The sequence below is a fragment of the Alcanivorax sp. genome, from assembly GCF_019431375.1.
GTDB classification, from domain to species: Bacteria; Pseudomonadota; Gammaproteobacteria; order Pseudomonadales; family Alcanivoracaceae; genus Alcanivorax; species Alcanivorax jadensis_A.
Map to the genome: position 1 here is coordinate 147959 of NZ_CP080267.1, position 11875 is coordinate 159833.

11 protein-coding genes and 1 pseudogene are annotated in these 11875 nt (G+C 60.3%); 10 read left to right on the forward strand and 2 right to left on the reverse strand.

Translation table 11 applies throughout. The features are described from left to right. Nucleotides 1-148 precede the first annotated feature (148 nt). The 8 genes and pseudogenes from KZ772_RS18550 to KZ772_RS00710 all read left to right on the forward strand — a co-directional run bounded on the left by KZ772_RS18550 (nt 149) and on the right by KZ772_RS00710 (nt 8176). Nucleotides 149-1186, forward strand: a complete 1038-nt coding sequence (locus tag KZ772_RS18550; RefSeq protein WP_365870604.1) for a DHH family phosphoesterase — start codon at nt 149-151, stop codon at nt 1184-1186. Next, a complete protein-coding gene (locus KZ772_RS18555) occupies nt 1174-1872 on the forward strand; it encodes a DHHA1 domain-containing protein (RefSeq protein WP_365870606.1) in 699 nt (232 codons plus the stop codon). The genes KZ772_RS18550 and KZ772_RS18555 overlap by 13 nt, the downstream gene beginning before the upstream one ends. Before the next feature lie 336 nt (nt 1873-2208). After that, nucleotides 2209-2493 carry a hypothetical protein gene (locus KZ772_RS00685; protein WP_062816388.1) on the forward strand — a complete coding sequence of 95 codons (285 nt, stop codon included), beginning with the start codon at nt 2209-2211 and terminating at the stop codon, nt 2491-2493. Nucleotides 2494-2671: 178 nt separating this feature from the next. Continuing rightward, nucleotides 2672-3788 (forward strand): peptide chain release factor 2 gene (gene prfB / locus KZ772_RS00690; RefSeq protein ID WP_290538002.1). Its coding sequence is split into 2 segments (ribosomal slippage): nt 2672-2743 and nt 2745-3788, totalling 1116 coding nucleotides; the frame shifts between segments, so codons are not numbered across the junction. Nucleotides 3789-3933: 145 nt separating this feature from the next. Further along, a pseudogene (gene lysS, locus KZ772_RS00695) lies at nt 3934-5423 on the forward strand (lysine--tRNA ligase). A gap of 119 nt (nt 5424-5542) precedes the next feature. Continuing rightward, the gene (locus KZ772_RS00700) at nt 5543-6211 is read left to right on the forward strand and encodes a TetR family transcriptional regulator (protein WP_290538003.1); all 669 of its coding nucleotides are present in this window, start codon (nt 5543-5545) and stop codon (nt 6209-6211) included. Further along, entirely contained in the window at nt 6204-6896 is a 693-nt protein-coding gene (gene ung / locus KZ772_RS00705; protein ID WP_290538004.1) for a uracil-DNA glycosylase, read from the forward strand. The genes KZ772_RS00700 and ung overlap by 8 nt, the downstream gene beginning before the upstream one ends. A gap of 167 nt (nt 6897-7063) precedes the next feature. Then, nucleotides 7064-8176 carry an enoyl-CoA hydratase/isomerase family protein gene (locus KZ772_RS00710; RefSeq protein WP_290538005.1) on the forward strand — a complete coding sequence of 371 codons (1113 nt, stop codon included), beginning with the start codon at nt 7064-7066 and terminating at the stop codon, nt 8174-8176. Between the two features lie 156 nt (nt 8177-8332). On the opposite strand, the gene KZ772_RS00715 is transcribed toward KZ772_RS00710, so the two are convergent. Beyond that, nucleotides 8333-9271: a folate-binding protein gene (locus tag KZ772_RS00715; protein WP_290538006.1), complete on the reverse strand. Its 939-nt coding sequence runs from the start codon at nt 9269-9271 to the stop codon at nt 8333-8335. 134 nt (nt 9272-9405) lie between these two features. Between KZ772_RS00715 and KZ772_RS00720 the strand changes: the two genes are divergently transcribed. Together KZ772_RS00720 and KZ772_RS00725 are read left to right on the forward strand one after the other, a co-directional pair. After that, the gene (locus KZ772_RS00720) at nt 9406-9666 is read left to right on the forward strand and encodes a succinate dehydrogenase assembly factor 2 (protein WP_290538007.1); all 261 of its coding nucleotides are present in this window, start codon (nt 9406-9408) and stop codon (nt 9664-9666) included. Nucleotides 9667-9721: 55 nt separating this feature from the next. Next, the gene (locus KZ772_RS00725) at nt 9722-10027 is read left to right on the forward strand and encodes a hypothetical protein (RefSeq protein WP_290538008.1); all 306 of its coding nucleotides are present in this window, start codon (nt 9722-9724) and stop codon (nt 10025-10027) included. 139 nt (nt 10028-10166) lie between these two features. Here the strand turns inward: KZ772_RS00725 and nadB are convergent, their stop codons facing one another. After that, on the reverse strand, nt 10167-11768 hold the full coding sequence (gene nadB, locus KZ772_RS00730; RefSeq protein ID WP_290538009.1) for an L-aspartate oxidase: 1602 nt from the start codon (nt 11766-11768) through the stop codon (nt 10167-10169). Between the last annotated feature and the right edge of the window lie 107 nt (nt 11769-11875).

An 11875-nucleotide genomic window follows, 5' to 3' on the forward strand; every position in this document is an offset into this window, starting at 1 on the left:
GCAGAGCCATCGCAAGCAGGTTCGCGGCTCAAGCGCCGCTCCTACGGCGGGATGAGAATGGAGCTGGCATCTAGCGTCATGCTCCCCGTATGGGAGAGGGCTGCCTTTCGTTCTCAATTATCCATTCTCCATTATCCATTGGTCATCCATGCCCGTAGACAAACTCAGCCTGCCCAAAATCACCCGCCGCCCGCTGCACACGCCGGATTGGCCGGATGTGCCGCCGTTGCTGGCGCGGATTCTGGCCGGGCGGGGGGTGGATGACCCGGCGCAGCTGGAGTTGGCGCTCAAGCGCTTGCCCCATCCGTCTTCCTTCACCGGGTTGAGTGGGGCCGTGGCGCTGCTGTTACAAGGGCGATCCGATCACTGGCGCATCTGTATTGTCGGCGACTACGACGCCGATGGCGCCACCGCCACCACCCTGATGGTGCGCGGGCTGGAGATATTGGGCTTCCCGCGCCCGGATTTCCTGGTGCCGGACCGCTTCGAATACGGTTATGGCCTGTCGCCGGCCATCGTCGAGCTGGCCCAGCAGCAGTACCAGCCGGACCTGATCATTACCGTGGACAACGGCATCGCCAGTGTAGATGGCGTGGCCGCCGCTCGGGCCCGGGGCATCAAAGTGCTGATCACCGATCACCACCTGCCCGGCGCCACCCTGCCGGAGGCCGATGCCCTGGTGAACCCGCGTCTGCCGGGCTGCGAGGATTTCCCCGCCGCCAACCTGGCCGGGGTGGGCGTGGCCTTCTATCTATTGATGGACCTGCAGCGGGCCCTGCGCGAGCAGGGCTTCCAACCCACGCAGCCGATAACCGATCTACTGGACCTGGTGGCGCTGGGCACGGTGGCGGATGTGGTGTCCCTGGATGATGCCAACCGGGTGCTGGTGGAGCAGGGCTTGCGCCGTATCCGTGCCGGCAAGGGTTGCCCGGGCATTCGTGCCCTGTTGCAGGTGGCCGGTCGCGACCCGAACCGGGCCCTGGCGGCGGACATGGGCTTTGCCGTGGGCCCGCGGCTGAATGCGGCGGGGCGGTTGTCGGATATGACCCACGGTATCGCCTGTCTGCTGGCGGAGACCGATGCCGAAGCCCTGGACATGGCCCAGGAGCTGGACACCATCAACCGCGAGCGCCGCTCCATTGAACACGGCATGCGCGATGCGGCCATGTCGAGGTGTCGAGACTGAACCCGGAAAACCTGCCGGCGGGGCTGTGCCTGTATGGCAAGGAGTGGCACGAAGGGGTGGTGGGCATTCTTGCCTCGCGGGTAAAGGAAATTATTCACCGCCCGGTGATCGCCTTCGCACCGGCCCAGCAGCAGGGCACGTTGAAAGGCTCCGGCCGTTCCATTCCCGGCCTGCACCTGCGTGATGCCCTGGACGCGGTGGCCACCGCCAACCCGGGGCTGCTGAGCAAATTCGGCGGCCACGCCATGGCGGCGGGCCTGTCCCTGGAGCTGGACAAGCTGGACCAGTTCAAGGTGGCTTTCGAGAAGGCGGTCAGTGAGCTGCTGTCGCCCAAGTCGCTGGAAAAGGTGGTGGAGACCGACGGTGAGCTGGATGACCACGAGCTGTCCCTGAGCAATGCGGAACTGCTCAGCCATCGCTTCCCCCTGGGGCAGGGCTTCCCGGCGCCGTGTTTTGATGGTGAATTCGAGGTGCTGAAACACCGCATTGTCGGTGAGCGCCACCTGAAACTGACTCTCGGCCTGCCCGGCGTCAGCGGCATCATCGATGCCATCCACTTCAATGTACCGGTGGAGGCCCTGCCCAACCGCATCACCCGGGTGCGTGGCGTCTACCGCCTGGAAGTCAACGAATTCCGCGGCCAGCGCAACCCGCAGCTGCTGTTCGAGCACCTGATTCCGCTGTAACGCTGCCAACCGCCCGGAGCTATCCGGGCTACCCAAACTACCCGAGTCATCGTTGGAGTCTTGCTCGCAAGGCGAAGGGGGCGGAGGCTCGCCTGGACTCGCTTTTCGCCTTGCGAGCAAGGCTCCAACGGGTGGGGATTGATCTGGCACACCCTGCCTCCCCGTAAAATTGTCGACAATGCTGTCGGCGGTGCCGGTTTTTGCTAGCATTGCGCTTCGCGCTCACCATCGGGCGCCATTTTTATTGGGGTACGGCCCAAAAGGCCGTGCCGGCATTGACTGCGCGGGGTGGCTATCGCCCACCGCCGTGTTGTGTCCTTAACGGAGGGGACGAAGATGAAGACCATACACAAGCACCGCCTGAAGGTGGTCAACGAAGTGCAGGAGTTGCGCCTGCCCGAAGAAGGCAAGGTTTTACGGGTGGATTATATTCCCCAGGAAGCCATTATTTTCATGTGGGTGGAAGTGGACGCGGATACCGTGATCGACACCCCGAAAGAAGTGCGTACCTTTAAGGTATTCAACACCGGGTCCGGCATTCCCAATAATGCTCGCTATATCGGTACCACCATCAACCAGATGAAACCGGATGCCTACCACGTCTACGAGCTGAGAGACTGATCAGGCTTGCTGCAGGAACATCGCTGGCGGCGCGACAACCCTGGGGGTGGAATCGCGTCGTCCGGGACGTTCCTGCGGTGTGGGGGTAGCCCGCCCCTCGTCAGCCAACGTGCAAACCGTTAGACTGCGCTGTTTTCCGGATATCAATTCTGCCAAGCACAAATTCTAGAGAGACGTAATGGAAGTCAATCCGCTGCGAACCCACCTTTCCGACCTGTCTGAGCGTGTCGAAGCGCTTAGGGGGTATCTTTGACTACGATCAGAAGAGCGAACGTCTGACCGAAGTCGAGCGAGAACTCGAAAGCCCGGATGTCTGGAGCGACCCGGATTACGCCCGGGGCCTGGGCAAGGAACGCGCCCAGCTTGAGCTGGTAGTCAACACCATCAACGATGCCTCTCAGGGGGTGGAAGACACTTCCGGCCTGCTGGAGCTGGTGGTGGAAGAGGGTGACGAAGACAGCCTGCCGGAAGTGGAAAGCGAGCTGGAGCGACTGGAGAAGATGGTGGCGGATCTGGAATTCCGCCGTATGTTCTCCGGGCAGATGGATGCCTGTAACGCCTATCTGGATATTCAGGCCGGCTCCGGTGGTACTGAGGCCCAGGACTGGGGCGAGATGCTGCTGCGCATGTACCTGCGTTGGGGCGAGGCCCACGGCTTCAAGACTGAGCTGGTGGAAGCCTCCGCCGGTGATGTGGCCGGTATCAAGTCTGCCACGATCCGCTTTGAAGGCGAGTACGCCTACGGCTGGCTGCGTACTGAAACCGGTGTGCACCGGCTGGTGCGCAAGAGCCCGTTCGATTCCGGCGGCCGCCGCCATACCTCTTTCAGCTCGGTGTTCGTGTCCCCGGAAGTGGATGACGATATCGACGTGAATATTGATGTGGGCAGCATGCGGGTAGACACCTACCGCGCCTCCGGTGCCGGTGGTCAGCACGTTAACCGGACCGATTCCGCAGTGCGACTGACCTATGAATACACCGACGAGGGTGGCGAGAAACACACCTTGGTGACCCAGTGCCAGAGCGGGCGAAGCCAGCACCAGAACAAGGACCAGGCCCTGAAGATGATGCAGGCCAAGGTCTACGAAGTGGAAATGCAGCGCCGCAACGCGGAAAAACAGGTCCAGGAAAGCAACAAATCGGATATCGGTTGGGGTAGCCAGATCCGCTCGTACGTGTTGGATGACGGTCGTATCAAGGATCTGCGTACTGGTGTGGAAAGCCACAATACCCAGCAGGTGCTGGACGGCTCCCTGGATCAGTTTATCGAAGCGTCCCTGAAAGCAGGATTGTAATTGAGGCAGTCTGACGTCGGAGGTCTGACGTCGGGCGCTAACCTCTAAAGCGTCAGACGCTCTGTATTGGGCGTCCGGCTCCAGGAATTGTTTTACCGCGTCAGACGTCCGGCGTCAGACGTCCGACTCTATGTAAGGTAAGTACATGGCTGACGAACAGAACACCTCAACCGAGCAGCAGGAATCCGAGAACCGCCTGATCGCCGAGCGCCGTGCCAAGCTGGCTGACTTGCGCGAGGCGGGCAACGCCTTCCCCAATCACTTCCGTCGCGATTTCCTGGCCGCCGATCTGCAGGCGCAGTATGGCGAGTTCAGCAAGGAAGAGTTGGCTGAGAAGAACATTCAGGTCGCTGTTGCCGGCCGCATGATGCTCGATCGCAAGGCTTTCAAGGTGCTGCAGGACATGTCCGGGCGCATCCAGATTTATGCCTCCAAGGACGTACAGAAAGACACCAAGCACTGGGATCTGGGCGACATCGTTGGTGTGAAAGGCACCCTGTGCAAATCCGGCAAGGGCGATTTGTACGTGATGATGGATGAGTACCTGCTGCTCACCAAGGCGCTGCGTCCGTTGCCGGAAAAGCATAAGGGGCTGACTGACACCGAAGCTCGCTACCGCCAGCGTTATGTGGATCTGATCGTTAACGAAGAGACCCGCAAGGCCTTCCAGATTCGCTCGAAGATGGTGGCCGGTATCCGCAACTTCCTGGTGGAAAAAGGCTTTGTAGAAGCGGAAACCCCCATGCTGCAGGTGATCCCCGGTGGCGCCACCGCGCGGCCCTTCATCACCCATCACAACAGCCTGGACATGGACATGTACCTGCGCATCGCGCCGGAACTGTACCTGAAGCGCCTGGTGGTGGGCGGTTTCGAGAAGGTGTTCGAGATTAACCGCAACTTCCGCAACGAGGGCTTTCCACCCGGCATAACCCGGAATTCACCATGCTGGAGTTCTACCAGGCGTTCGGTGATTACCACGACCTGATGAACCTGACCGAGGAAATGCTGCGCAAGCTGGCCCAGGATGTGCTGGGTACCACCGAGGTGAGTTATCAGGGGGATGTGTACGATTTTGGTAAACCCTTTACCCGGATAACGGTTTTCGATTCTATTTTGCATTTTAATCCGGATATCGACCCGGAGAAGCTGGCGGACCTGGACGGGGCGCGCGCTATCGCCGAGGATTTGGGTATTCCGCTGAAGGAAAGCTACGGCTTGGGCAAGGTGCAGATCGAGATCTTCGAGAAGACGGTAGAGCACCGTCTGAAGGACCCGACCTTTATCACCGAGTACCCCACGGAGGTGTCGCCGCTGGCCCGTCGCATGGATGACAATCCGTTTGTGACCGAGCGTTTCGAGTTCTTTGTGGGTGGCCGCGAAATCGCCAACGGCTTCTCGGAGCTGAACGACGCGGAAGACCAGGCCGAGCGTTTCCGTCAGCAGGTAGCGGAAAAGGATGCCGGTGATGATGAAGCCATGTTCTACGACGAGGATTATGTGACCGCGTTGGAGCACGGCCTGCCACCGACAGCCGGTGAGGGTATTGGCATCGACCGGCTGGTAATGTTGTTTACGGATTCACCGTCCATTCGGGACGTGATTTTGTTCCCGCACATGCGTCCGCAGGGACGCTAAGGCTGATTGGGGCACAGTTTGTGCCCCGGCTTGCGGGTAGTAGGGAAGGTGGGAGAGCGACACAACACATCCCCTGAGGGGGGAGTACCGGGCTGAATCAACCAAGGCTGACTGTGTCCATGAGTAGTGCAATTCAATACCAAGGAAGAAAAGCGCGACGTGCCGGCAGTGAACAGCGTCGTCAGGCGATCCTCGAGGCCGCGCTGAATATCATTGTCAAAGAGGGTATCCGTGCAGTGCGACACCGGGCGGTGGCCCGTGAGGCAGATGTCCCCCTGTCGGCAACCACCTACTACTTCAAAGATATCTCCGATCTGATTGCCGATACCTTCACCCTGTTCGCTGAACGGGCGCTCAAGGATGTGATCGAGCCATTCAAGGAACGGGCTTTTGCCCTGTTGTCGCAATTTTCCCGCGAGAGCCTGACGAATCCGGAAGAACGCCAGCGCCTTATTGACCTGATGGGCCAGATGACGGCGGCCTTTATTGTCGATGAACTGACCAACCGGCGTGGTCACCTGGTAGCGGAGCAGGCGTTTCTGCAGGAAGCCATTCTGGACAGTCGTCTGCGTGAATTGGCGGATCTGTACCTGCACCAGCAGCTGGAAAGTCTGATGATCGCCACGGAACTGTTCGGCAGCGATAATCCGCGCCTGGATGCCGAGCTGATTCTGATGGCTATCATGTCTATCGAACAGCGCCTGTTGGTGCATCCGGAAAAGATTTCCCAGGAATTCGTGGAAGCGCGTATGTGCAACCTTCTGGAAAAGCTGCTTCCCAATGGCTGATAGCAACACCCAGAATGTACAGTTGGAGCCGGGCTGGAAACAGCACCTGGCCAGGGAGTTCGAGCAGGACTACATGGCCCGGCTGCGGGCTTTCCTGGCGGGCGAGAAGCGGGCCGGGAAAACCGTGTTCCCGCCCGGCCCGGACATCTTCAACGCCTTCAATCTGACGCCTTTCGACAAGGTGAAGGTGGTGATCCTGGGCCAGGACCCTTATCACGGCCCGGATCAGGCTCACGGCCTGTGTTTTTCCGTGCAGCGTGGCGTCAAGACACCGCCGTCGCTGGTCAATATCTACAAGGAAATCCACCGGGATCTGGGTATTGAGATACCGTCCCACGGCAACCTGACCCACTGGGCGGAGCAGGGCGTGTTGCTGCTCAACGCGGTGCTCACCGTGGAAGCCGGCCAGGCCGCGTCTCACCAGAAGCAGGGTTGGGAGCAATTCACCGACCAGGCTATCGAGCACCTGAATCGCGAGCGTGAGGGGCTGGTTTTCCTGCTCTGGGGCAGTCATGCCCAGAAGAAGGGAAAGCTGATCGACCGCAACAAACACTGCGTCCTCACCGCTCCGCACCCGTCGCCCCTGTCTGCCCACCGGGGCTTCCTCGGCTGCGGCCACTTCTCTCGCGCCAACCAGTACCTGCTGCAACAGGGCAAGACGGCCATCGACTGGAAAATCAGTTAATAGTGAACAGTTAACAGTGAATAGCTCGCGAGAGGTTCTTTTGTTTCTCAACGCAAGGGGCCGCGCCCAGAATTTTGGCGCTGCCACTTGGCTATGAATATCATCGACGCTAGCTCGCGCGCTGTTAACTGTTCACTATTAACTATTCACTGCTTTATGGAGTTGTTGTGTCTGACTGCGTGCTGTTTTCCGAAATCGAGACCCGCTGCGGCCGTGTGATCGCCCGCGCCACCCTGAACGCCCCCAAAGCCCTCAATGCCCTGAGCCTGGAAATGATCCAGACCCTGAGCAAGCAGATGGATGAGTGGGAGCAGCGTGATGATGTGGTGGCGATTTGGCTGGACGGTGCTGGAGGCAAGGCCTTCTGCGCAGGCGGCGACATCGTGCAGATGCACAAGTCCATGGTGAAGCATGCCGGGCAGGGCAGAAATCCGTTCACGGAGCAGTATTTCGCCGAGGAATACGCCCTGGACTACCGCATTCACACCAGCCGGATTCCGGTGGTGGTATTCGGTGATGGCATCGTTATGGGCGGTGGCATGGGGCTGCTGCAGGGCGCGGATTTCCGTCTGGTGACCCCGCGTTCACGCATGGCTATGCCGGAAATTACCATCGGCCTGTTCCCGGATGTGGGCGGGAGCTGGTTCCTCAACCGCTTGCCGGGCAAGGCCGGGTTGTTCCTGGGGCTCACCGGAGTGCACATCAATGGCCGTGAAGCGGTGGAAATCGGCATGGCCGACCGTATGGTGGATGGCGATGCGGATAACCTGCTGGCGGCCCTGGCGGAGCAGGACTTCGCTGATGACGTCACCGACAACCGGGCGGTACTGTATCGGCTGTTCAAACAGCAGGCTGCGGACATGAGCGCGTTGCCTCATCCGCTGATCGATCATCTGCCGCAGATCAATCGCCTCTGCGATGGCGAGAGCCTGCCGGTGGTGGTTGAGCAGTTGCTCACCGCCAAGGATCGTGATGGCTGGCTGGACAAGGCGCTGGGTAACCTGGAACGGGGCTGCCCGCAAACCGCCCACCTGGTGTGGCAGCAGCTGGCCCGCTCCACCTATTCCTCCCTGGCTGACATCTTCCGTATGGAATGGTGCCTGGCGGTACAGTGCTCCCTGCACGGCGACTTCCGCGAAGGCGTGCGCGCCCTGTTGATCGACAAGGACGGCAAACCCGGCTTCCGCCACCGCAGCGTCAATGATGTACCGAGGGAGTACATCGATGGGTTCTTCGAGTGTCCGGCGCCGAAGCACCCGTTAGAGGCAATGAACAGTTAACAGTGAATAGTGAACAGTGCGCGAGACAGCGTTTACTGTTCTGCAACGCAGAAGAGGCCGCGCCCAATGTTTGGGCGCGGCCTCTTGCGTTTGAAAACGACAACAACCCCGATTCGCTTCGCTGTTCATTGTTAACTATTCACTGTTCACTGTCTTTTACTCTTTCCACGGCAAGGAATAAGGCAACGCCCCCAGCTGACTGTCCAGCGCCTGTTCTTCCCGGAACAGCACGCCATCGGTATCACGGCGCAGTACCACCAGAGCGGCACGGCCCTGTGGGGTGCGGGCGGCGCTGACCACTTCGCCGGCGGCTTTACCGTTGCTGTCGCGCAGGGTTTCTCCGGGTGCAAGGTCCACATCGGCGTTGTAATTGATGCGCTGCATGCGCTGCTTGAGTTTGCCCTTGAAGTGCATACGGGCAACCACTTCCTGGCCGGTGTAGCAGCCTTTCTTGAAGTTCACCCCGGCGGTGACGTCGTAGTTGAGCACCTGGGGCAGGAACAGGTCTTCCGCGCCCGGGTAGACCATGCCTTCGCCAGCGTCGATGTCGGCGAGTAGCCAGCCGTTGGCTCCGGTGGTGGCCCGATCGGTGGCCAGGGCCTGCCAGATCTGCTCGGCGTTGTCCTGCTGCACGATCAGCAGGGCATGATCAGTGAAGGGGTAGCGCAACCACAGACCCTGATCGGTCTCGGCACTATTGCCGTGATCCGGCGCCTGAGCGAGCAGATTGCCGGCCAGGCCCAGCACTACAAGGTTCTGATCCACGCTGAATTCGACCTTGGCACGCAGGCGATATTTCATCAGCGCCTTGATCACCGCCTCGCTCAGGTCGGCAGGGCAGAGCAGCAGGTAGTCGTCGCCGTCACGGACGATGCGTACACTGACCAGGCCGCGCCCTTTCAGGGTCAGGTGCATGCCGGTGCGGTGGCCCTGCTGGTCCACCTCGCGCAGATCGCAGGACACCTGGCCCTGCAGATAATGGCTGGCTTCCTCGCCGTGGACACGAATCACGGCGAGATGGTCGCAATGGCTCAGGTAGGGCGCCTCGGTACTGTCGGCCAGGGTTTGGGTGGCGATAAAATCGGACCAGCTCATGGGGCTCCTGCAGAACGGAATGACACAAAGAGTCGAGAAATCATGAGGCATGATAGATAATGCGGCCACGGTCTGAAAGTCGCGTTTCCATACTTGTGCCGCGGCCCGGAGTTTTCGATCAGGATAATGCAGTAATGAGTGATGAAGACCTGAAACGTAAGTACCGCTGGCAATGCCGCCGTGGCGCTTCGGAAGTGGAAGTGGTGCTGTACGGCTACCTGGATGATCACTTCGATAACGACTCGGCGGAACATCAGGCCTGGTTCGCCAAGCTGCTTGCGTGCGAAGATGCCGACATGTTCGAGTGGTTTACCTATCGCAGTGAGCCGCAAGACCCGGCGCTGCGCGAGTATGTACGCCATGTCCTTGCCCTGGTCTCCGCGAAAAAAGGTTGAGCTGAAACCTTCCCGCTATCCCGCCAGGCTGCGTTGGCTGGGGGGGATCGCGGTGGTGCCGGCAATCCTGCTGGCGCAGGCGCCATGGTGGGCGCTGGTGTTGCTGTTGGCAGCGCTGCCTTTGCTGCTGCGAGGCTGGCAGCCGGCGCAGCTGTCCCAGATGGAACTCCACGAACAACGTCTCACCCTCATCGGCCGTCACTGGCAGGAACTGCAACAACCTCGCCGGGTACTGCGCGCCGGCCCCTGGATGGCCATCCAGACCCCCAAAGGCTGGCTGCACCTGTTCGACGACCAGGCCCCTCGGGAACAATTGCAGCCGTTTTATCAGTGGCTGTGGACCAACAGGAAAAGCAGTTAATAGTTAATAATGAATAATTAATAGTTGCGCGAGCAACGTATGTAGGTCTCAACGCATAGAGGCCGCGCCCAGCCCTGGGCGCGGCCTCTTGGCTTCAGAACAGAAAGGGCCAGTTCGCGACGTTATTAATTATTAACTATTAATTATTCATTGTGTCTGGTGTGAGCACCGTATCCACCACCTCATCATTGGTGCCCGGATAATCGCGCATGAAATGCAGCCCGCGGCTTTCCTTGCGTTGCATGGCGGAGCGGATGATGAGCTCGGCGATGACCACCAGGTTGCGCAACTCCAGCAGGTCGTTGCTGATGTGATAGTTGCTGTAATACTCGGCAATTTCGTTCTTCAGCAGCTCAGCACGGTGCAGGGCCCGCTCCAGGCGTTTTTCTGTGCGCACGATGCCCACGTAATCCCACATGAAACGGCGTAGCTCGTCCCAGTTGTGGCTGATCACCACGTCTTCGTCGGAGTCAGTGACCTGGGATTCGTCCCATTCCTTGTGCTCGCGGGGTTGGGGTACTTCGGCCAGGGTGGCGCCGATGTGTTCGGCGGAGGCTTTGCCGTAGACCAGGCACTCCAGCAGGGAGTTGCTGGCCATACGGTTGGCGCCGTGCAGGCCGGTGAAGCTGGTTTCGCCGATGGCGTAGAGGCCGGGCACGTCGGTCTGGCCATTTTCGTTGATCATCACGCCGCCGCAGGTGTAGTGGGCGGCGGGCACCACCGGCATGGGGTCGCGGGTGATATCCAGGCCCAGTTGCAGGCACTTGGCGTAGACGGTGGGGAAGTGCTCGATGATGAAATCCGCCGGCTTGTGGCTGATGTCCAGATACAGGCAGTCGGCGCCAAGACGTTTCATCTCATGGTCGATGGCCCGGGCCACCACATCCCGGGGGGCCAGTTCGCCGCGTTCGTCAAAGCGGTGCATGAAGCGCTCGCCGTTGGGCAGCAGCAGGTGGCCGCCTTCGCCGCGAATCGCCTCGGTGACCAGAAAGCTCTTGGCCTTGGGGTGGTACAGGCACGTCGGGTGGAACTGCATGAACTCCATGTTGGCCACACGGCAGCCGGCCCGCCAGGCCATGGCGATGCCGTCGCCGGTGGCTACGTCCGGGTTGGAGGTGTACAGGTACACCTTGGAGGCGCCGCCGGTGGCCAGCACCACGGCGCGGGCCAGGATTACATCGGTTTCGCCGGTCTCGATATTGTGCACATAGGCGCCGCAGCAGCGTTTTTCGCCGTTGTGCTCCTGCAGAATCAGGTCTACCGCCACCCGGTATTCAAAGCGGGTGACGTTGGGACGGTTGCGTACCTGGCCGATCAGGGTGCCGGAGATGGCCTTGCCGGTGGCGTCGGCGGCGTGAATGATGCGCCGATGGCTGTGGCCGCCTTCGCGGGTCAGGTGATAGGGGAGTGAGCCCTCGTTGTTGCCGGCAAGGCGGGTGAAATCTACCCCCAGATCGATCAGCCAACGGATGGCATCGGGGCCGTTTTCGACGGTGTAACGCACCGCATCATCATGGCACAGGCCGCCCCCGGCCACGTGTGTATCGGCCACATGGCTTTCAAGGGAATCCTCCTGATCCAGCACTGCGGCGACACCGCCCTGAGCGTAGTAGGTGCTGGCGCTGGTCAGCTCGCCTTTGGATAACAGGGCGATCCGGCAATCATCGGGCAGGCGCAGGGCAGTCGTTAATCCCGCTGCTCCGGAACCAATGATGAGTACATCGTGTCGGAAGGTGGCCATGAACAATCCTTGGACCCGTGTGGGTAGGCCCCGCACGGGTTGTTAGCGCCAGAACAAATGTTCAAGCAATGTGAAAAGGGTGGCAAAGCGGCCCTATAGTATAGCCG

Excerpts from the sequence above, each read along its gene's own strand:
- KZ772_RS18550 (WP_365870604.1), top strand. The coding sequence starts at position 149 with ATGCCCGTAGACAAACTCAGCCTGCCCAAAATCACCCGCCGCCCGCTG.
- KZ772_RS00685 (WP_062816388.1), top strand. The coding sequence starts at position 2,209 with ATGAAGACCATACACAAGCACCGCCTGAAGGTGGTCAACGAAGTGCAG.
- KZ772_RS00700 (WP_290538003.1), top strand. The coding sequence starts at position 5,543 with ATGAGTAGTGCAATTCAATACCAAGGAAGAAAAGCGCGACGTGCCGGC.
- ung (WP_290538004.1), top strand. The coding sequence starts at position 6,204 with ATGGCTGATAGCAACACCCAGAATGTACAGTTGGAGCCGGGCTGGAAA.
- KZ772_RS00715 (WP_290538006.1), bottom strand. The coding sequence starts at position 9,271 with ATGAGCTGGTCCGATTTTATCGCCACCCAAACCCTGGCCGACAGTACC.
- KZ772_RS00720 (WP_290538007.1), top strand. The coding sequence starts at position 9,406 with ATGAGTGATGAAGACCTGAAACGTAAGTACCGCTGGCAATGCCGCCGT.
- nadB (WP_290538009.1), bottom strand. The coding sequence starts at position 11,768 with ATGGCCACCTTCCGACACGATGTACTCATCATTGGTTCCGGAGCAGCG.